Source organism: Hymenobacter negativus, from assembly GCF_016056375.1.
Taxonomy (GTDB): domain Bacteria; phylum Bacteroidota; class Bacteroidia; order Cytophagales; family Hymenobacteraceae; genus Hymenobacter; species Hymenobacter negativus_A.
Genome location: NZ_JAEDAE010000016.1, coordinates 1 through 20,250, shown reverse-complemented (window position 1 = coordinate 20,250; position 20,250 = coordinate 1). Strand labels below are relative to the sequence as shown.

Here is a 20,250-nt window from a genome sequence, read left to right as displayed (position 1 = left end):
GGAGGGTAAGAGTTTGGAAAGGAAATTGGGGACAAAGGTCGGCAGAATAACTCATGCCCCCTTGCCCTCCTACGCTCAAGCCCTAAAAACCTACTCCCAGTCCTGCCAGCGCAGGATTTCGCCCACGGCGGGGGCGTGCAGCTCGCCGCGCAGCATGCCGCCGGCCGCCACTTCTTTGAGTTGCCGCAGGGGCTCGGAGGCTGGCTCGTCGGCCAGGGCGAAGGTGCCGTAGTGCATGGGCACCACGTGGCCGGCGCGCAGCACGTTGGCGGCTTTAGCGGCTTCGTGGGGATTGACGTGGCTTTTGGCCATCATGTAAGCCGGTTTGTAGGCCCCGATGGGCATCAGCGCAATGTCGATGGGGCCGAAGCGGGCTTCGATGGCTTCGAAATGCTCGGCGTAGGCGGTGTCGCCGGCGAAGTAGATGAGCTTGTCCTGCACCCGAATCATGAAGCTGCCCCAAAGCACGCGGTTCATATCGGTCAGGCCCCGGCGGTGCCAGTGGGCGGCGGGCAGGTAAGTGATTTCGAGTGGCGCATCGGGGCCGAGGTCATACTGCTGCCACCAGCCGGCTTCCTGAACGGGCAGGGCGGGGGCCATGCCGCGCAGCAGCGGGGTCATCCGCAAGGAGGATAATACCTGCATCTGCGGGTTCTGGGCGGCGAGCAGCTTGATGGATTTCTCGTCGAGGTGGTCGCGGTGGCCGTGCGAGAGCAGCAGGTAATCGAGGCTGCGGATGGCCTCGGGCGGGCAGGGCAGGGCGTGGCGGTGCCGCAGGCCGATGGAACTGAACAGGACTGGGTCGAACAGCAGCGATACGCCGGCCGCCCGCAACAGGAAGCAGGAGTGGCCCAGCCACACCAGCATGTCCTCGGTGGAGGAAAAGGCGGCGGCGCAGTCCACCACGTCCGGAGCCCAGGTGTCGCGCTTCTTTTCCTCCTTCTGCGGGTTGGTCGAGAGCTGCCACTTTAGCACATTGGCAAAGCTCGGCTCAAACAGTTCCTCGCCGTTGGCAAATTCGTTACCGAACAGCTTATTGCCGGGGTAGCCGGGCCGCACGGTGGGCAGCGCCTCATTGCGGAGATAGGAAATGCGTTGGGGCATGAGGCTGGGGTGTTGAAAGACGCTTACGAAGCCAAAGAAACGGGTAGGCAGCAGAAGTGTTTTTAACAACGAAAAACGTCTGTCATCCTAAGCATTCTGCGAAGGACCTTCTCACGTTAATAAGTTTTCTAACGTAAGAAGGTCCTTCGTCTCTGCTTTAATCGCAGAATGCTCAGGATGACAGACGAGGTATGTTTGCCGAACAATAAATGGATTTACTTCGGCAGCGTCAGCAAATAGCCGATGGTGAAGTTGGCGTCCCAGTCGAACACGAACTGCTTGCAGCCGGTAGCGTCGGCGATGGATTTGTAGATGTTCAGGCCAGCTTTCGATTTGGCGTTATCGAGCTGGTAGGCGCTTGGCGCGTCGAGCACGGTGTAACGTTCCTTGCCCTTGCGCACTTTCTTGGCCAGCTCAAACGGCACACCGCCGATGATGAAGCAAGTCCCGCGCAAATCGGCCGGCACTTGGGTAGCCTTCTCCTTTACCTCGGCGGCCACAGTGGCATCGGCAGTGCCTTTCTCGAAGTACTTGGCCCCGAAGGTTTCCACCGACTTCGGCTGGTTGCCGTCGAGCCACGAGATTTTGGTGTTGCCCGAGCCGATATCCGTCACGAAGGCGCGGTCGGCAAACGAAGCCGGCAGCACCGAGCGCAGGCCCAGCACGCCTTCGCGCTCGGGCGTCACGGTGTTCACCACGTAGCCCATGCCTTTCAGCACTTTCACGATTTTGCCCGTTACGTCGGCTTTCAACGCGCCCGAGCTCACCACGAAATGAATGTCGCGCCCACCCACGCCGAAGTCCAGCATCTGGCCGATATAGGCCTTGAGCCCCTTGCGGATATCGTCGTCGGTGGCCATGTTTTCCATCACCAGGCTGTTGCCGAAATCGGCTTTTTCCAGCTTCCAGGTGCGGTTCTGGTCGATGCGGACGATGAAGGAGTTGAAGCCGCTGGCCCCCAATTCTACCACGCCTTTCAGCTTGCCATCGACGGGCGCGGGTGCCTCGTAGGAGAAGGCTGGCTTGGTGCCGGTAGCGGTGCCCGGCGTGTCGGAACCGCCATTATTATTGACGATGGTATCAACCGGCACCGGGTCGATGGCCGAGCGGCCCGTTTTGGCCAGCTCCGGGTTGGTGGCCGTAAAGCGGCGGATACCAAAGTATAGGCCAATGAGGATGATGGCCGCGATAATGGCTTTGCTGGCGAAGGTTAGCCGCATGGTGCTTGCAGTTAAGGTGGTGAAAGAAGACTGAGGGGAGGTTTTTGAATAAATTTTATACGGTCATGCTTCGACTGCGCTCAGCATGACGTTCAGGTTTCGGGTCATTAATCCAGCAGCTTGCCGTAGGCATCGTCAGTGGCCTGGCGGGTGGTGGCGGCCGTCATCGGCACGGGCGGCTCGTTGTTCATAATGGCGCTGAATTCGCCCTTCTGGTACTGGTCGAGCAGGTGCTGGCCCTTCTCGCTCATCACCCCGTTCTGGATGTCCATCTCCTTGACGAATTCCTGCGAGTAGCGCATGGCCTGCTTAATCTGGCCCAGCTGCTGGGCCATGTCCTCGGCCACGCGGTCGGTGGCCAGGTCGAAGAAGTACTTCTTGTCGGGGTCGCCGCGCAGGATGTTCATGGCCGCGCGCATGCCCGAGCTGGTGCGTTTCACCAGGGCGTACTCGTCCTTCAAGAGGTTAACCTTGAACTTGCTGTTGTCAATCTGGCGCAGGGCCGCCTTCAGAATCTGGCGCATCACCAGGCTCACGTTGGCCGTGGTGGTGGCCATTGGCTGCAGGCGTTTATTATAATCTTCGAGCTGGGCGGCGCGGCTGGCGTAGCTGTCGGCGGCATCTTTTTCGCCCTGACGCTGGGCCGAGGCGGCCAAGGACAAATACTCTTTCATCTGGGCAGCGTTGGCAGCCATCTTGCGTTTCACCAACTCGTTAGCACCTTCGATGTGGCCCACTTCGGCGTCCATGTTGCGGGCCTCCTTCTCGGTATTTGAGATGTAGTCCTCCATGATGCCAATGGGGTCGGTATTCACAAAAATGCTGGCGGCGGTGCGAAAAATACGCTGCCCCAAATACCAGAGTCCGGTTTGAATTCGCTTGTTGGTGGCCAGCAAAAACAGCACGAACAACACTCCTAGGCCAATGCCCAGCTTCACGGTATCGAAAACGATATCAATGAGAAAAGGCAGAATCTTCCCCCAGTAATACACGCCCAAGCCGACCAGCCCGGCCACAAAAACCCAGGCGGCGGCTTTCTCCGGTTTTTGCCAGGATGGCAGGCCGTCGGCGGGCGAGGGCGGACCTAATAACGGGGTATTCATTTTGCAGAAAGATTGAAAGGTGGAAATCGCAGGAGCTTACTTCGCCGCGTTCAAAAACGTCTCGGCGGCTTTGTGGTGGGTTTGCAGGTCGGCCATTGCGGCAGCATTGGCCAGCTCGTAGGAGGCCAGCGCGCTCTGGGATTTGCGGCGCTCCTCGCCCAGCTGCTGCTGGGTTTGCTGAAGCTGTTGCTGCTTGGCCTGCAGCTGTTGGGTGAGTTCGGCGAGGTCGGCGGCCAGCTTTTTTTCTTGGGCCATGAGCAGGGCCACGGGGCCGGGCGCAGCACCGGGGGCCGCGCCTTCGCCCATTTTCTCGCGGTGGCGGGTCAGCACTTTGGCGCGGTCGTCGGCCAGGGTTTGCTCAAACTGCGTAGCCGAGGCCAGCAGCGCCGGTACGGTGCCGCCATTCACGGCCGTAAAGGCGTTGAAGGCCGTCTGGTAAAGCATAGGGCCGCTCAGACCGGCGGCAGCCATGCTTTTCACCATCTTCATATAGGCCGCGAAATCTTTGCCATCCCCCGCCAGCAGGCCCGCAATGTGGTCGAGGTGGCGTTGTTCGGCCTGGCCGGGAGCCGGCGCGGCATCGGGCGTCGCATTAGGGATAACGGGTGCGGCAGGCTGGGCGGCTCCATACTGCGCAGTCGGAGGAGTCGTCGGAGCAACTGCGCCTTCCTCGGGCTCGATAAAAAAGTCCTTGGCAGCGTTGGCGAGCTTATCGAAAATTGCCATGACAAAACAGAAAAATGAAAATAAAGGAAAGGGAATAGCTGGTGCGTAGGGATTAGCTGAACGGCGTAAAAACCGTCACCAACCGTCCAAAGGTAGAGATTTTAGCCAATCAACCGGCCCCAACCCCCGCGCAGCAAAAAGCCCCGTCGGGCCGGGCCGCTCCATGCGGCTCCGGCCCGACGGGGCCAACCTTTATATCAAGTTGCTTTTAGTTGGACGCCTGACTGGCCAGCCAGGCCTCGCGCAGGGTTTTCTGCGCGGGCGAAAGCACCATTTTTTCTACCGCTTCCACGGGTTTCACCTGCACGTTGGGGTCTTCGGCGAGGATGAGCTGGGTGGTGCGCTCCACGCCGCCCCGGGTTTTCACTTTCACAAATACCACGTCGCTGGGCGAGTGCTTGTGCAGCACGCCGTCGAGGTCGCCGGAGCTTTTGATGGTCTGGCCATCAAGCACCACAATCTGGTCGCCCCGGTCGATACCGGCCTTGTACAGGCCCGAGCCAATCTGGGTGTTGTAGGCCACCAAGCAGCGGCCATCTTCGTCAAACTCCACCTGGCTGGGCAGGGCCGCGCCCAAAGCCCGAGTCGGAATGACAGCCAGGCCGGCCACCAGCAGGTTTTCGCTGAAGCGCGGCTGCTCGCGGCCGTACACGTACTGCCGGAAGAAGCGGCTGGCAAACACCGTGTCCTTGCTCACCTCGCCCAGCACGCGCTGCAGGTCGCGGGTGGTGTAGGGCGCGGTGGGGGCATAGCCCGCCTGCTTCTTGCCGTACTGCTGCCACATGGCCTGCATGAACTTATCGAGCGAGGAGCGGTGGTGCTGGCGCAGCTGCAAGTCGAGCACTAGAGCAATACCTGCGCCCTGGTCGTAGTACGACAAGTTGGTGTTTACCAGGTTCATGGGCGCGCCCGTGCCGGCTCCGTCGGTATAAGCAGCCTGGCGGCTCATGTCGATGGCGGAGGCATAGCGAGCGCCGGGGCTGTTCTGACGCAGGTTCACCCAGCGGCTGATGTCGTCGAGGAAATCCTCGTCCTCAATCAGCTTGGCGCGGCGCAGGGCCAGGCGGCCGTAGTACTGCGTGAATCCTTCGGCAAACCAGAGGTTGTCGCTCATGTTCACGCGCTGGAAGTCAAAGGGCTCCAGGTCTTTGGGACGCAGGCGCTCCACGTTCCAGGCGTGGAAGAACTCATGAGCCACGGTACCCAGGTTCTTGGTCGCGTCCTCATCCTTCAGCGAGCGGGGACTGGTCACCGATGTTGAGTTGCGGTGCTCCATGCCATCGCCTTTGGCCTGGGTCAGGTAGTCGGCCACGAAGGTGTAGCGGGCAAAATCGAAAGTAGGAAGCTCACCGAAAACGGCTTTTTCCTCCTTAACTACCTTCTGGATTTTCTTGGCATAGGCATCAATTTCCGAGGTCGGGCCCATGTACAGCGTGGCCAGCTCGATGGTCTGGTCGCCTTCCTGCCACGACAGCACCTGCTGCGGCCCCAGCGATACCGGGCTATCCATCATGTACTGCATGTTGGGGGCCGTGTACACAGCTTTGTCCGAGCCCTGGCGCAGCTGCGAAGCTACTTTCCAGGTGGCGGGCAGGTCAAACTTAATTTCGGTGGCGCGGCCTTCCAGCCCGGTGGCGTAGCACAGGGCGGCCGGCAGGTTGAGGTGGGCGTGCTGCTGGTCGATGCCCACGTTAGTGCCGTCCGTCTGGTCGCCGTACAGGGTGTAGCTGAAAATCACGGTGCCGTCGGCGGCCGGCATCACGTCCCATCCGTAGGGGTCGGGGCGGTTGAGGGGCAGCGGGTGGTTGGCGCCGTCGGTGGCCACCACATAGTACACGTTCTTGGCAAAATCGTGGATGGCGTAGCGGCCGGGCGAGCTGCGGGCCATGCGCACGTGCAGCGGCCCAGCAGGCAGGCCCGCAAATGTGGCCGTCACTTTGGCCTCGTGGTGCACCGCGTTCGGGAACGACACGGTGTAGCGCACAGCCGGACCCGTGTCGGCCTTGGGTTGGGCAGGAGCAGGGGCAGGAGCCGAAGCCGAAGCCGAAGCGGCTACCGGCGCCGGGGCCACCGGCGCGGCACTCACGGGCGCAGGTTTGGGAGTTGCCGGCTTAGGTGCGGCCGGTTTGGCCGGTACTGGTTTAGCAAGGGCTGCTTTGGCCGGAACAGGCCTAGCCACGGCAGGTGCCGCCTTGGCCGGCAAAGGCTTTCCCGGAACGGGTTTCACCTGTGCCTGCGCCTGAAAAGTGCCCAGTCCCAAAGACAATAGAATAGCAGTAGTGACAGTGTGTTTCATGGGCAGAAATAATAAGGAAACAAGTAATGCAATAGAAAGCCGTAAACGGTGTGGAATACAAAGTTGCAGAAAATTTACAATAAAATAAGGGTATTCATTGTGAAAAACGGGCTCGATAATGATAAAATCATGTTTCAACTTGGTGAAACAGTGTTAGTAACATATCAAGGTTGGGCCGCAGCTGGGTTTTCCGTGAAAATCAGGGCTTCTATTGCTCCACCAAAAAAAAGCTGCGGGGGGCTGGCCGCCAGCCCCAGCCTTCCCAGAGCAGTGCGCACGTCGGGCATCTCGCGAGCGCGCAGCCCGGTAGTGAGGCGAAAAAAAAGGTACATCAGCTGGAGCAGCCAGTGCCGCCAGCCGCGCCGCGCCGGCCGGAAATCGGCCACCAGCCACGGTGCGCCGGGGTGTTGGGCGGCGCGCAATTGCGCTAAGGCTGTCCTTAGGTCGGCCGAGGGAATGCAGTCCAGTACGAAAAAGGTGATGATGGCCCCGAACCGTTCGGCCGGTTGCAGGGCCGCCTGGGTGCCGTGCCGGAACTCCACCCGGCCCACCGCCTGCGGAAGCTCGTGCGCAAGCCGGGCCCGGGCGCGGGCCAGCATCTTGGGCGACGCCTCCAGATATAGCACCGTGGCCGCTGGCACCCGCCGCAACACTTCGCCCAGCACCCAGCCCGTGCCCCCGCCCAGAATGAGGACGTGCGGCGCACCTCCCGGCAGCCCTCGCAGCGCCGACTGCTGGGCCGCCTGTTGCGACGACCCGAACACCAGCCCCGCCAGCGCATCATAAAACCACGCTGCCTGGTCGAAGCCAACCAGCTTTTCGGGAGCAGAGGAGGTAGAAAAAGGAACTGTCGGGGGCAAAGTCATCAGAAAATAACGATTGCAGGAAAAAAAAATAGGGTGGCAAGTAACTGAAAAACAATTGCCGGTGCCCTTCGGCAGCGCTGTTCAACTGAAAAAAACGGCCTATGTGTTGCGTGGCGATGAAATGGCGCTGTATCTTTGCAGCATCAAAAGGCCGCCACCCTTTCAGGATGAGCAGCTTTTTAGCCCAGCTTGCGCTTGTGGCGAAATTGGTAGACGCGCTGTCTTCAGGCGGCAGTTCCGCAAGGTGTGAGAGTTCGAGTCTCTCCGAGCGCACGTTTTAAAAAGCCAGCCCCATCGGGCTGGCTTTTTTTATTTTCCGTACTGAAAGCAGTTGCTGGCTTTTCCATTTCCCGGCATTTTTACCTGCTATGAATCGGTTTACTTCCCGCTTATTGGCCCTGGCCGGCCTGCTCACCGTCGAAGTGCTGTTTGGGCTGGTGCTGTTCATCGTGGCGTTTGCGGTATTCTTTTACCTGGCGCGGGTGGTATTCGTGCACCATTCGGTGGCGCTGGATAACTGGGCCTCGGGCATTGTGGATGGCTGGCGGCTGGCGCACCCGGGCCTGACCGGACCGGTGCGGGTGGTCACGTTTTTTGCGGCGCTGCCGTTTTTGCTGCCGGCCAGCGTCATCGTGCCGCTGCTGATACGCCGGGCCGGCCACCCGCGCGGGGCCTGGGAAATGCTGCTGGCCATGGCGGGTAGCGTGCTGCTCAATCAGTTGCTCAAGCTGTATTTCAACCGCCCCCGGCCCAGCAATGCCCTGCTGCACACCTTCGGACTGAGCTTTCCCAGCGGCCACGCCATGTTGGGTTTTACTTTTTATGGCTGCCTGGCGTGGCTGCTGGCGCGGCATTTCAAGCGGCCCGTTTGGGTGGCACCGCTGCTGCTGTGGGCGGGTTTGATTGGCCTCACCCGGGTGTATTTGCACGCGCACTACGCCACCGATGTGCTGGCGGGCTTCGCTGGCGGGGCGGCGTGGCTGGTGGCTTTTCGGGCCGGCCTAAAGATGTTCTGGCGCGAGGAAGAAGCGGTTATGCAGGCGGAGTAAACTAGTCGGCCAACCGCACCCGCACCCGCAGGGCCAGCAGGCCTTTCACGCCCTGCAACTCTTCCAGCTCCAGCTCTTCCACGCCGGGTTCCAGCAGGCCCCGGTCCTGGAGGTAGTCGATGTACTCGAAGTATTCCACGGCCTCCCGGGTTTGGGCGTACACCAGGGCCAGGGTGCCGGGCTGAGTCAGGCGTTCGCCCGTGCCCAGCACTGTGGCTTTATCAATCCGCTTCTTGATGATTTCGTAGCGGATATTGTAGGCCCCGTCCACGTCGAATTGCCGCTCATCCTGCCGGAACCGAATGCTCAGCGGCTGGCCGTGAATGAGGATGAGTTGGGTCGTATCCAGCGGCACCGGCAGCGCAGATTTCAGCGCATGGGTGCGGCGCGTGATTTCCACCATCGTAAGCAATTGCCACAGCCGCAGGTTTTTCAGGAAAACCAGGTCGAACGGCTTGTCCTGCACCAACGTGCTGCCTACGTAGATGTTGAATTCCACGCCATCGGTTTTGTAGCGCTGGAAGTAGTGCGGGAACATCTGCTGCGCCTTTTCTTCCTCCTCGTCAAGGTAGTCGCTCACAGCATCGTTGAGCGTGGTCACGCTTATTTCAAAGTCCTGACGGCGCTTGTAGAGAATGCCCAGCTTGGGGTCGATATTGCTCCAGTAGCTGGTGATGACGGGGCGCAGCTCGGGCGTGTGCGTGGCCAAGTACTCGAACAGCGGCTCCACTTCCCGCTTCAACGAGTCGTAAATATTGGCCTCATCGCCAGTGAGCAGGCCTTCGCGCAGCCGCTTCAGGTTCTTGGTGACGTAGAATTTCAACTCGTCCAGAATTGGCAGCTGCTGGCACTCGGAGGCCTTTTTCAGCACCTTATTGGCCAGGGTGAGGTGCTCGATGAGGTCGCCCTGAATGGCCTCGTTGCGCACCGTGCTGCTGCCCCGGATGTCGCAGGAGCCGTGCAGCGGGTACACGTCATCAAACACAATGGCCTCCATCTCGGCGGTGCGGTTGCCGGCATCCAGCTGCGTCAGCAGGTTGCGGGCCGCGTCGGCAAAACGCCACTCCATGGTGGGGTGGATGGCCGTAAATTTCTCCTGAATCACGGCCTGCACGCGGGATTGCAGGTCTTCAGCATTGCGCTTCACGGCCACTGCAAACAGGGGCACAAACTGCGCCACCTTGTCCATGTCAAACTCGTCGAGGCCGTTCACGTCGGGGGTGCCCAGCTCCAGCAGGCCCACGGTGTCGTTGCCGTAGGGCAGCAGCGCCAGAATGGCCGACTTAATGCCCAGCGTAATAATCTGCTGGCGCAGGTCCTCCGGAATGTCAGCCGTGGCTACGTCCTTGAGCACCAGCGGTTCCCGCTCCCGCAGCAGGCGCTCGTAAATCTGCCGGAAGCTGCCATCGGCCGACTGGTGCTGCACCTGCTTGGTAAGGAAGCTGTGGTTGATTTTGCGCCCAAAATCCACGAAAGCCCGCTTTTTCTCATCATAAGCCGCAATGCCCAACTGCAGGGCCGGCTGCGCAAACAGCACCCGCAGCTTCTCCTGAATCTGCTCGAAGCGGGCTGGCGTTTGCAGCACGTCGCGCTCCAGCAGGTCGTACTTCAGCTCCGACAGGATTTCCTGGTCGGTAACATCCACCAGCTGGAGCAGGTTGAAGCCCTCCAGCTCGAAATGCTCGGGTGGCAGCAGCTCGTGCCAGTATTCGGGCCGGTGGCGGTTATGAATCAGAAATTCAATCTGTTCGGGCGTGAGCACGGGCAGCTCACCCACCACTTTCACCGTCACAAAATCGGAGTTGAAATCGACGCCATAGTGCCGGTATAGCCCAATTTTATAGTCGGGCACGGTAAATACGATGGTGCCCAAGCTTGGCATTTCGGCCCCGTACAGGCGGTGCAGTATCAGGTGGTAGGCCATCAGGCCCATTTGCCGCTCCATGGCTGCCATGTCGATGTTGAGCGGCTGCTTCACGGTGCGGTCCTTGTTCAGCATCACCTCCTCAAACAAATGAGTTGAGTAGAAGCTGCGCCGCTGAAACGGCGCCACCACGCCGCTGATGTCCGTAGCGAACGAGGCCGGCGGAAAAACGGCCAGCATTAGGGTTTCCACCAGGTCGCAGTTGCATTCCAGCACCGAGTAATCGGTAAGCAGGCCCCGGCACCAGCCGGCTTCGGCCACCTGCTGGCCAATGGCCTTGGCCAGCAGCGCTATGCCGGCATTGCTGGCGCTTTCGCGCGCATGCCAGTAGGCAATCAGCGGCTCCAGGCTGAGCGTGGATTTAAATGGAAAAACAGAAGCAGGAGCGGCCGGACGGGGCGAAACGGGCACCGTCGGCGCCGCCGTAAGAGTAGGTTCAGCAGCCATAAAGTAGAAAACAGGAATGCCTGGCTAAACGTTGCAGCGCGGCGGTAGCTATACGTAAGCCAGTGCCCGGCGGGCTACTTGGTGATGGTAAAGACGGGAACCCCCTTCAGGTTGGTGATAAGCGCCGTGTTAGTGCTGGCTGTGCTGTCTTTGCGCGTGGTAATGGACTTCTGCGTATTGGTGTAGCACGTGCAGCAGCCGTTGCCGTCCAGATTCCCCTGCAATGCTACCTTGTCGATAACTAGGGCAAAAGCCGGACGTGCCTTGCGCGGAGCCGGAAAATAGCGCACATAATACTGGTACTGGTCGAGCTTGGTCGTGCTGGTCTGGGCAAACGGGGTACTGTTGTTGATAACAATAGTGTCGTAAGCCTGCGCTGCTGAGCGAGTAAGTGTCACCGTTTCGGGCTTGGTGCCCGGGTTGCTGCCACTGGCCGGAATGATTACCAATGGATAGCGCTGCAGCACAATCGTATCGAGGTCAGCCACTTTGCTGAAGTCTTTTGCCGAGAAAACCAGCTTGATGGCGTCCGCCTGAGCTTCGCCGGGGCAGTCGCACACGTTATTGGCGCAGCAGCCGGGCAGCAGCAGCCCGAGGCCCAAAAGCAGGATGGCAGAAAACCGGGAGGGCAGGAGGTAGGTCATGGTAAGCCCAAAGATAAGGCCCGTAGCGCCCACCGCCCGGAACCGGGAGAAAGGGCGCTACGGGCCTTTTAATGCTAATTCAGAAGAGGAAAAGCCGTGCGTTAACCCAAGTTGTTAGCGGCTGCCCGTAACCACCGATGAAGACGGCAGCGTGGGGTTTTCCACGGTGCCACCGGCCATCAGCAGGGGGCGCAGGCGGGTGGTGGCGGTGTCGAGCTGGGGCCGAATCTGGGCCATGGCGCTGCGCAGGGCAATTACATCGGCTAGGCGGGGGGCCGCCGTCTGCGAGTAGCCGTGGTACATGGCCACCTTCACTTCCGAGGTGCCCGTGCCGAGGTAAGAGCCCAGCAGGTTGCCAGCGGCGTCGCTTACCTGCACTTCGGCTTGCAGCGTGGTTTTATACCATTCCAGCGGCACGCCCACCACGGCCGGAATCATGAAGGTGAGTACCTGCAAGCCCTGCACGGCACGGCCGGTGCGCAGAGTGCGTACCTTCTTCACAATCAGCTTGGCGTAGCCATAGGTGGCCGAGTCGGTGGGCTCCGTCAGGTTCACCCGGCATTCCTGCTGAAACAATTTCAGTGGGTCTTCGGGCAGGGCACCGTCGTTCATCGCCAGCGGGCCTTGGTCGGCTAGAATTTCCAGCGGGGGCAGGCGTTTGGAGATGGCCGCCGATGGCGTGCCTTTCATCATGGTCTTGACCGATACGCAAGCCGGAGCCAGCAGCAGCAGCGGCGAAAAGGCCAGTAATGCGAGAGGACGGACGATTTTCATAGGCGGAAGGTAGAAATTTATATCGTAAAAATCAAATATTAAAACGAAAAAATGCCTTTGCAAAGCCTTTGACAATTACCCCAAAGGCAGGACACAAAATTAGATGATTAATATCAACCAATTGGCATCTGCTCGGTAAAAGGCTCAAAATGCCCCCTGAAAAGCGAAAACTGACCGGCCGGGTTGCGTATTCAACTTGGGTATTATTGAAAAAGTTCTATTGCGGAACGGCCGCCGGGTCGGGGCCCTGGTAGCCGTCCACAAATTCTCCTTCCCAACGGGCTACGACGGCCGAAGCTAGACAGTTGCCCAGTACGTTCACGGCTGTGCGGGCCATATCCATCAGCGCATCAATGCCCAGGATGATGAACACCGGCCAAGCTGGCAGGTTGAACGAAGCCACCGTGGCCAGCAGAATAACCAGTGAGGCCCGGGGCACGCCCGCCACGCCCTTGCTGGTGAGCATCAGGGTGAAGACCATGAGCAGCTGCTGGCCGAAGCTGAGCGGCACCCCCGCTGCCTGCGCCACAAACACCGCCGCCAGCGAAAGATACAGTGTAGTGCCGTCGAGGTTAAACGAATAGCCCGTGGGCATCACAAACGCCACGATGCGGCGCGGCACGCCAATGCTTTCCATGGCTTCCATGGCCCGGGGCAGGGCCGCTTCGCTTGAAGTAGTGGCGAAGGCTATGCTCACCGGCTCGGCCACTGCCGCCACAAAGCGGCGCAGCGGAAGGCGGGCAAACAGCGCCACCGGCAGCAGCACCAGCAGCACAAAGGCAATGAGCGCCCCGTAGAGCGTGAGCAGCAGCTGTAAGGCATTGAGCAGCGGTGCAAAACCCATTTTGCCTACTGTGTAGGCCAGCGCCCCGCCCACGCCCAGCGGAGCGAAATACATCACCACGTTGGTGAACTTGAACATCACTTCCGACAGACTTTCGCAGAACTCCAGCATCACGCGGCGGGGGCGCTCGGGGGTGAGGGCCAAGCCGATAGCGAAGATGATGGCGAAGATTACCACCTGCAGTACCTGCCCTTCAGCTATCGATTTGGCGATGTTCTCGGGGAAAATGTGCAGGATAATATCGGCCGCCGTCTGGGGCGCGGCGGCGGTGAGGGCTTCTTCCTTCACGCCAACCTGGCTGATGCCCACGCCGGCTTTGGTTAAGTTGATGGCAGCCAAACCGATGAAGAGGGCAAATGTGGTAACAACTTCAAAGTAAACCAGCGCTTTCAGGCCCATGCGGCCCACTTGCTTAAGGTCGGCGTGGCCGGCAATGCCCACTACCAGCGTAGCAAAGACCAGCGGCGCGATGATGGTTTTTACTAAGCGTAAGAAGGCGTCACTCAATACTTTGAGATTCATGGCTACGCCCGGCGCGTCGTGGCCCAGCTCGATACCGATTAGCATGCTGACCACAATCCAGAGCGTGAGGGAGCGCCGGGGAGCCACCGCGGCGGCTATGGCCAATAAGGCCAGCCAGCGGGCCGCAACCGGTACCATGGGTGGCAGGGTCAGCGCTTGGGTGGCGGCGAGCACGGTGAGCGCACCGGCCAGCAGCACCATAATAGCAACGAGGAGTAAACGGGATTTTGCCATGCAATTGAAAAAGGCCGTGAATACGGAATGAGGCATCAAAGAACGTCATTATCCCGCCAGCAAACCCGACTGAGACGGAGCAAGCCCTTGTGCCGACCACAAAAAAACGCCTCGTACCCATCGGCACGAGGCGTTTAGAGCCGGGTCAACCTCGGTGAGGCTATGGCAGCGAGAGCAGGTAGCCGATGGTGAAATTGGGGTCATAGCCGAACACGAACTGCTGGCAGCCGGTGGCGCTGGCCACGGCCTGGTAGATGTTCAGGCCCGATTTGATTTTAGCCCCGGACAACTGCGAATAAGCATCGGCGGCTTTCAGCACGGTGTAGGGCTCCTGACCCTGGCGGCCGGTTTTGGCCAGCTCGTAGGGTACGCCACCGATAACGAAGCAGGTGCTGCGCAGCCTGGCAGGCACCTTTTCGGCCTTGGCCTTCACGTCGGCAATGGCCGCGGCGTCGGAGATGTCTTTTTCGTAATATTTCGAGCCGTAGGTGTCCTCTACGTGGGGCTGGCCGCCCGCCAGCCACGCAATTTTGCTGTTGGCCGAGCCCATGTCGAGCACAAAGGCTTTATCGGCGAACGACGTTGGCAGGGCGGCTTTAAGGCCCAGGACACCCTCACGCTCCGGCGTCACGGTGGTCACCACGTACTTGAGCGCCTCCAGCGACCTCACGATGTGGCGCGTCACATCTGACATGGCCGCGCCGGAACTCACCACGAAATGGATATCGCGTCCGGACACCCCAAAATCGAGCATTTTGCCGATGTAGGTTTTCAGCCCGTTGCGCACATCCTCCTCGGTGGCCATGTTTTCCATTACCAGGCTGTTGCCGAACTCTGATTTTTCGAGCTTCCAGTTGTGCTGATTGTCGACCCGAACAATGAATAGGTTGAAGCCGCTGGCGCCCAGCTCTACCACGCCTTTCAGCTTGCCATCGACGGGCGCGGTGGGGCGGTAGGTGAAAGTGGGCGCAACCGGTGGGGCAGTATTGGAAACGGGGGCTGGAGCCGGAACAGAAGCGGGCGCCGGTGCCGCCGGTGCTGCCGACGCCGAAAGGGTGGCGGCGGCCGGAGCAGCTGCTACTTCCGGCTCCGGCGTGGTGTTTTTTTGGATGAATTCCCCGTTCAGGCTCAGCATATCGCCTTCTTTGAGCTTTACGCGGGTACCGTTGGTGAGCACCACGGAACGGGTGAGGTGCTCGACCCGAATTCCATTCGGCAGCGTTACATCTTTGCTCAGCGGCTTTACTTTATCGCCGGTTTGCACCACCATGGCGCTGTTTTTTACTGCAAACCACGGAATGGAGCTAGTGGCTTTGGTGGCCTCGACTTGTGCCCAGACGTGTTGAAACGGCGAAGCAAACAACAGAGCGCCAAGCAGAAAAGAAGTAAGTAGGGTTTTTTGCATAAAAGCGGATGATGGGTGGGGTTAGGATATAATTGCGAAGAATTATGACATAGCAAAGCTCTGCATATTTCTCTATCCTCCCGATATTTTTTAGTTCAATAGCTCCAAAATCACGCTGAATGGCCAAAAATATTTGGATGCCGTTAGCACTTGCTTACTTCCGGCTTCGTTTTGAGCCGATTTCCTGGGTATTCCGTTACTACCTTCATGCCTATCTGGACCCTTACTTCGCATCTGCTGCCGCTGCGCTACGTATGGAAAATCTCCCGAAATGCCTCGGCCACCAAAACCAATCTGGTGCTGTGCGTAGCCGGCCACGGCCATCAGGGTACCGGCGAGGCCGCGCCCAATGTCCGCTACGGAGAGTCGCCCGAGTTGCTCCAGCAACAATTTGCCGACCTGCTGGCCAATGGCTTGGCCGAAGTCACGTCCCTGGCGGAACTTGATGATTTGCTGGCGGCTTACCCCGTAGCTCATGCTCTGAGCTTTGCCCTCGAGTCGGCGCTGGTGCAATGGCTGGCCGCCTGCGCCGGGCAGCCGGTGTGGCAATGGCTGGGCGTGCCGCCGCCCGCCGCCGCAGTGCCCACGGCGTTTTCGCTGCCCATCATGGAGCCGGGCGCAGTAGCCGGCTTTCTGCGCGAGCAGGATGCCGCCCGCTTTCAACTATTAAAAATTAAGGTGAACCAAGCCGGCGGCCTCGACTTGCTGCGTGAGGTGGCCCGCGCCCTGCCCGGCCACGCCCTGCTGGTGGACGGCAACGAAGCCTGGCCCGATGCCGACAGCGTGCTGCGCTTCCAGGAAATCTCTGCCGCTGTGCCCGGCCTGCATGTAAAGCTGCTGGAGCAGCCCCTGCCCGCCGCCCTGGCCGATGACTACCGCTACCTGTGCCCCCGCAGCAGCGTACCGCTCATCGCCGATGAGTCGGTGACTGACGCGGCCGACTTTGCCGAAATTGCCCAGCAATTCAATGGCGTGAACGTGAAGCTGATGAAGGCCGGCGGCTTCCGGCGCGGCATCGACCTGCTGCGCCGCACTCGCGCCCACGGCCTGCTGCCCATGCTGGGCTGCATGGTGGAAACCAGCGTGGGCATCGCGGCCGCCCTCGAAATCAGCGCCCTAGCCGACGTACTGGACCTGGACGGCTTCCTGATTGTGAAGGATGAGCCGTTTGGCTTGGTGCAGGAACAGGCCGGGCTGCTGCGGCGGGCGTAGCGCCGGCCTGTTCCATTGCTACTTCGGTCCGTTCAATTGCGCATCCAGCTGCGTGAGCTGGTCGTCGATGGCTTTGGTGTTGGGCGTGGTGGATTGGCCCTGGCTGAGCACCTGGATTTTTTGATTGAGCAGCTCAATCTTTTTGTTGAGCAGCGAAATCTGCATGGCGGGGTCGGAGAAGCCGGGACCATGCTGCACGTAGGGCTCGAATTTGGTGCCGGGGGGCGTGGTGGGCGGCGTGCCCTCTCCCCGGGCCGCGGCGGCACTGGCAGGCGTGGCGAATACTACGCCGCCGTCGGGCTTCACGTAGTCGCCTTCGTGCAGGGTAATTTTCTTGCCCTGGGGGCTCACCTTATCGGCGGGCATTTCCACGATGCCGCTTTTGTAGTTGATTTTCACGCCGCTGGGCAGCTTCACGTTTTGGGTGAGGGGCGTGGTCTGGGTGCCTTCGCGGCGCACCACTTCGCCGTTGGTCATCACAAACTGGGTGCGGCTGGTAGTTTGCACCGGAAAGCCTCCGGCCTGAGCCGACGCCAGACGCGGCGTTGTGGCCAGGCAGCCGGCTGCGAATACGAGCAGGAAGAAACGATTCATGGCAATAAAGAAATGGTGAACCTGCAGGGATACGGATTTTAAGCCGGAGCGGTAGGGCAGGGGAGGAGGAAGGCAAAACTTTTTAAAATAAGTTGGAACGATGTTGTGACATTAAATGTATGTACATTATATTTGCATCCGATTCCACTGCCTACCATGCGCATCGAAGACGAAATCAAACAGCCCACTTTCCGCGACGAGCACCAGAAGGCCATCATCAACCTGACCTACACGTCCGGCTGGTTGCAGCTGCGCCAGGCCACTGCCTTTAAAGAGTTCGGCCTGACGCTGCCGCAATTCAACATCCTGCGCATTCTGCGGGGGCAGCACCCGCTGCCGGCTACCGTGGCGCTGCTCATCGACCGGATGCTGGACAAAACCAGCAACGCTTCCCGCATCGTGGACCGCCTGGAGGAAAAAAAGCTCGTGACCCGCACCATATGCCCGGCCAACCGCCGCGCCGTGGACATCCGCATCACCCCGGCCGGCCTGGAGTTGCTGAAGAGCATAGAGGACTCCGGCGTGATGGAAAAGAATGGCACGCGCTTTCTCAGCCTCGAAGAAGCCCGCCAGCTTAACCTCCTGCTCGATAAAATTCGAACCGAAGACGGGGCAACCCCCGACCTGCCTTCCTGCGAGTAGGCATTGGCACGTTTTTTAGTGGCTGCCCCGCCACCGCTTATCTGATACTTCCCTTTTTTTAACTTTTTTCTTCAAATGAAAAAATTTCTTTTGCCCGCTCTGTTTGCTGTTGCCACCATCGGCGCAACCTCCGCTGCTTCGGCTCCTAAAGTAGCCACCGCAGCACCCGCCCCCGCTTACAAGCTGCAGCCGCAGCTGAGCACCCTGGGTTGGGAAGGCAAAGCCGTGACCCACGGCCACATGGGCACCATGCAGTTTTCCGACGGCGAATTGCTCGTGAAAGGCAATTCCATCGTGGGCGGCACCGTGACCGTGGACATGAAGTCGATGAAAGCCACCGACATCAAAGACGCCGAAAGCCATGGCAAATTTGTGGGCCACATGAGCAGCGACGACTTTTTCGGCGTGGCTACGTACCCCACTTCGACCTTTAAAATTGCCAGTGTAACGCCCATCAAAGGTGCCGCCGCTAATGCCGATAACGTGACCATCGCCGGCGACCTGACCATCAAGGGCGTGACGCAGCGCATCAGCTTCCCCGCCAAAGCCGGCGTGAAAGACGGCGTGGCCGCCGCCAGCGGCAAGGTGACCATCGACCGCACCAAGTTCGGCCTGAAGTACGGCTCGAAGTCGTTCTTCGAGAGCATCGGCGACAAAGCCATCTACGACACGTTCGACCTGACTTTCAACGTAATCGCCAAGAAAGCCTAATTGCGGTAAAACCCGCCGTTGTTACCCATAAAAAAGGCCCCGCTGCTAGCAGCGGGGCCTTTTTTTGTGCCTTTTGTTTTTAATGAGAACTGCTTAGCGCGGAGCGGTGCCTGGCATGGCGCCGGCGGGTGCAGGGGCTGGCAGGCCGGGCTGAACTGTGCCAGCGCGGGGCTCCAGTCGCAGGGGCGCTACGGCTGTTTCGCGCAGGCTGAGGATGCCGTACACGGTTTCGCCGGGCTTTATGATGCGGTTGGTGAGGTCGTAGGCTGCGAATTCCTTGCGTAGGTTGGTGTTACCGCCGCTGGCCACCAGCATGTTGCCGCCCGCAATGAACGGGCCGGTGGGCAGGAAGGTGCCGCCCACGGTGTTGCCGGTGCGCGGGTCGGTGGTGCCGCCCACCTGAACGTTCAGTAGCACATATAGCAGGTAGATGGCCACGCCCTGGCGCAGGTCGTGGGCGGCGATGGCCGAAGGAACAATGCCCACGGGCCGCTCGCCGTAGAGCAGGTTCAGGTCGCGGGTGAAGTTTACTTCCCGGTCCCAGTTGTTGGTGACGCGCACGGCTACCACGCGGTAGCCCATTTTATTCTCCTTCTTAACGTACTTCTTGTTGCGATGGGTGAGGCGCAGGGCATCAAACTGGTAGTCGAGGGCGACCGGGCCGGTGGAGGCCGACGGAGTGTAGGTGTTGATGCTTTTGGGCCGGATGAGGCTGTAGGAACCGGCGCAGCCGGTGGTGAAAGCCAGCCAGCCGGTGGCTAGAAGATGAGTAAAACGACGGTTCATATGTTGATTTGGAGTAGACAATTACCCACAAATCTAGGCCGGAATTTCAAATTTTCGGGGCAGCTCGAATTTCAGGTTGTGGCTCTTTTTGCGGCTGTGCAGCTCGCGCAGCACGTCGTCCAGTTCCGACTGGTATTCTACCCACAGGTCTTCGTGCAGGCTTTTGAGAATCAGGGCCGGCAGGCGGGCGGCCAGGCGGGCGGTGGCGTTGTAGAAACCGTCCCACACGCTGTCGAACTGGCCCGAGTAATTATCAATGCACTGGCGCAGGATGTAAAGCAGCAAGTCGATTTCGAGCTGCTTGTTTTTGGTGATGCGGCGGGCCCGGGCGGCCTCCTGCACGCCGGCCCGCACGGCCTTCACGAGGCTGCGGTTGAGCAGGCGGCCGGTCACGGCCACGGCAAATAGCTCGTGGATGCGGTCGGCGGTTTCTTCCTGAATCTGGCCCAGGGTCACGTCGGCCAGCAGCTCGAAGCGGAAGGTTTCGTAGAGCTCGGCGTCGCGGCGCACGGCGCGCAGCAGCAGGGCTTCCTTTTCGGGCTCGGTGAGGCGCTTGATGGCTTTTTTGAAATCGGCGGAGGGAACGGGCATGGCAAGCGAGAGCGGAAAATGGGCGGGCCGGCGAAATCTGATGCACCGAAACCGAAAACTACGGCTCAAAACGGCGGGACGCGGGATAAATCTTCAGGAACCGACGAAACGAATAAGACGGATTTGGGGTTATTACTGGCTGCCTCACGCGGGCTTTCCTGCGTAAATTTGCCCTATGAATACCCGTCCGCAAATTGATTACGAAGAAGACGTTCTACTGCTCGAAGAAGCCGTGGAGCTGCGCAACCTGGTGGTGTACAACGACGACGTCAACACCTTCGACCACGTCATCAAAACCCTGATGGATGTGTGTGGCCACCAGCCCGAGCAGGCCGAGCAGTGCACCCTGCTCATCCATTACAAGGGCAAGTGCGCCGTCAAAATCGGTACTTACGAGGAGCTGGAGCCCCTTTGTACCGCCATTCACGACCGCGGCATCTCGGCCGACGTCGTTTGATTTGGTGGAGTGGTGGGCTGGCGGATTGATGGATTGTTGGCGCGCCGATAGATCCTTGTATCCCCCGGCCTCCTCCTCGCTCTTCTGTCTTTTCCTCTT

General features: G+C 59.9%; 19 protein-coding genes and 1 tRNA gene. 6 read left to right on the top strand and 14 right to left on the bottom strand.

Annotated elements, in window-relative coordinates; translation table 11 throughout:
- Positions 1 to 90 precede the first annotated feature (90 nt).
- The 6 genes from I7X13_RS20925 to I7X13_RS20900 all read right to left on the bottom strand — a co-directional run bounded on the left by I7X13_RS20925 (position 91) and on the right by I7X13_RS20900 (position 7,315).
- Entirely contained in the window at positions 91 to 1,104 is a 1,014-nt protein-coding gene (locus I7X13_RS20925; RefSeq protein ID WP_198076980.1) for an MBL fold metallo-hydrolase, read from the bottom strand.
- Between the two features lie 215 nt (positions 1,105 to 1,319).
- On the bottom strand, positions 1,320 to 2,324 hold the full coding sequence (locus tag I7X13_RS20920; protein ID WP_198068973.1) for a hypothetical protein: 1,005 nt from the start codon (positions 2,322 to 2,324) through the stop codon (positions 1,320 to 1,322).
- Positions 2,325 to 2,431: 107 nt separating this feature from the next.
- The gene (locus I7X13_RS20915; RefSeq protein ID WP_198076979.1) at positions 2,432 to 3,427 is read right to left on the bottom strand and encodes a PspA/IM30 family protein; all 996 of its coding nucleotides are present in this window, start codon (positions 3,425 to 3,427) and stop codon (positions 2,432 to 2,434) included.
- 36 nt (positions 3,428 to 3,463) lie between these two features.
- A complete protein-coding gene (locus I7X13_RS20910) occupies positions 3,464 to 4,153 on the bottom strand; it encodes a hypothetical protein (protein ID WP_198076978.1) in 690 nt (229 codons plus the stop codon).
- A 208-nt stretch (positions 4,154 to 4,361) separates the two neighbouring features.
- A complete protein-coding gene (locus I7X13_RS20905; protein WP_198076977.1) occupies positions 4,362 to 6,449 on the bottom strand; it encodes a M61 family metallopeptidase in 2,088 nt (695 codons plus the stop codon).
- 164 nt (positions 6,450 to 6,613) lie between these two features.
- Entirely contained in the window at positions 6,614 to 7,315 is a 702-nt protein-coding gene (locus tag I7X13_RS20900) for a class I SAM-dependent methyltransferase (RefSeq protein ID WP_198076976.1), read from the bottom strand.
- Positions 7,316 to 7,506: 191 nt separating this feature from the next.
- Here I7X13_RS20900 and I7X13_RS20895 point away from each other — a divergent pair.
- Positions 7,507 to 7,588 (top strand) — tRNA-Leu (locus I7X13_RS20895).
- Between the two features lie 95 nt (positions 7,589 to 7,683).
- The gene (locus I7X13_RS20890; RefSeq protein ID WP_198076975.1) at positions 7,684 to 8,364 is read left to right on the top strand and encodes a phosphatase PAP2 family protein; all 681 of its coding nucleotides are present in this window, start codon (positions 7,684 to 7,686) and stop codon (positions 8,362 to 8,364) included.
- A 1-nt stretch (position 8,365) separates the two neighbouring features.
- On the opposite strand, the gene I7X13_RS20885 is transcribed toward I7X13_RS20890, so the two are convergent.
- From I7X13_RS20885 to I7X13_RS20865, 5 genes are all read right to left on the bottom strand, one after another.
- On the bottom strand, positions 8,366 to 10,735 hold the full coding sequence (locus I7X13_RS20885) for a GAF domain-containing protein (RefSeq protein WP_198068967.1): 2,370 nt from the start codon (positions 10,733 to 10,735) through the stop codon (positions 8,366 to 8,368).
- Between the two features lie 74 nt (positions 10,736 to 10,809).
- Entirely contained in the window at positions 10,810 to 11,379 is a 570-nt protein-coding gene (locus I7X13_RS20880; RefSeq protein WP_198076974.1) for a hypothetical protein, read from the bottom strand.
- Between the two features lie 114 nt (positions 11,380 to 11,493).
- Positions 11,494 to 12,153 (bottom strand): hypothetical protein, encoded by a 660-nt coding sequence (locus I7X13_RS20875; RefSeq protein ID WP_198076973.1) that lies wholly within the window; start codon positions 12,151 to 12,153, stop codon positions 11,494 to 11,496.
- A 217-nt stretch (positions 12,154 to 12,370) separates the two neighbouring features.
- On the bottom strand, positions 12,371 to 13,753 hold the full coding sequence (locus I7X13_RS20870) for a dicarboxylate/amino acid:cation symporter (RefSeq protein ID WP_198068964.1): 1,383 nt from the start codon (positions 13,751 to 13,753) through the stop codon (positions 12,371 to 12,373).
- Between the two features lie 160 nt (positions 13,754 to 13,913).
- Positions 13,914 to 15,158 carry a DUF6799 domain-containing protein gene (locus I7X13_RS20865; RefSeq protein ID WP_198076972.1) on the bottom strand — a complete coding sequence of 415 codons (1,245 nt, stop codon included), beginning with the start codon at positions 15,156 to 15,158 and terminating at the stop codon, positions 13,914 to 13,916.
- Between the two features lie 207 nt (positions 15,159 to 15,365).
- On the opposite strand from I7X13_RS20865, the gene I7X13_RS20860 reads away from it, so the two are divergent.
- The gene (locus I7X13_RS20860) at positions 15,366 to 16,370 is read left to right on the top strand and encodes an enolase C-terminal domain-like protein (protein ID WP_198076971.1); all 1,005 of its coding nucleotides are present in this window, start codon (positions 15,366 to 15,368) and stop codon (positions 16,368 to 16,370) included.
- An 18-nt stretch (positions 16,371 to 16,388) separates the two neighbouring features.
- Here the strand turns inward: I7X13_RS20860 and I7X13_RS20855 are convergent, their stop codons facing one another.
- On the bottom strand, positions 16,389 to 16,964 hold the full coding sequence (locus I7X13_RS20855; RefSeq protein WP_198068961.1) for a DUF6799 domain-containing protein: 576 nt from the start codon (positions 16,962 to 16,964) through the stop codon (positions 16,389 to 16,391).
- Between the two features lie 156 nt (positions 16,965 to 17,120).
- Between I7X13_RS20855 and I7X13_RS20850 the strand changes: the two genes are divergently transcribed.
- Both I7X13_RS20850 and I7X13_RS20845 read left to right on the top strand, forming a co-directional pair.
- On the top strand, positions 17,121 to 17,606 hold the full coding sequence (locus I7X13_RS20850) for a MarR family winged helix-turn-helix transcriptional regulator (protein ID WP_198068960.1): 486 nt from the start codon (positions 17,121 to 17,123) through the stop codon (positions 17,604 to 17,606).
- A gap of 75 nt (positions 17,607 to 17,681) precedes the next feature.
- Positions 17,682 to 18,317, top strand: coding sequence for a YceI family protein (locus I7X13_RS20845; protein WP_198076970.1), 636 nt, complete (start codon positions 17,682 to 17,684; stop codon positions 18,315 to 18,317).
- 93 nt (positions 18,318 to 18,410) lie between these two features.
- Here the strand turns inward: I7X13_RS20845 and I7X13_RS20840 are convergent, their stop codons facing one another.
- Both I7X13_RS20840 and I7X13_RS20835 read right to left on the bottom strand, forming a co-directional pair.
- On the bottom strand, positions 18,411 to 19,103 hold the full coding sequence (locus I7X13_RS20840) for a hypothetical protein (RefSeq protein ID WP_198076969.1): 693 nt from the start codon (positions 19,101 to 19,103) through the stop codon (positions 18,411 to 18,413).
- 33 nt (positions 19,104 to 19,136) lie between these two features.
- Positions 19,137 to 19,694 carry a hypothetical protein gene (locus I7X13_RS20835; protein WP_198076968.1) on the bottom strand — a complete coding sequence of 186 codons (558 nt, stop codon included), beginning with the start codon at positions 19,692 to 19,694 and terminating at the stop codon, positions 19,137 to 19,139.
- Between the two features lie 175 nt (positions 19,695 to 19,869).
- Here I7X13_RS20835 and I7X13_RS20830 point away from each other — a divergent pair, with 175 nt between their 5' ends.
- A complete protein-coding gene (locus I7X13_RS20830) occupies positions 19,870 to 20,151 on the top strand; it encodes an ATP-dependent Clp protease adaptor ClpS (protein ID WP_198068956.1) in 282 nt (93 codons plus the stop codon).
- The last annotated feature ends 99 nt before the right edge of the window (positions 20,152 to 20,250 follow it).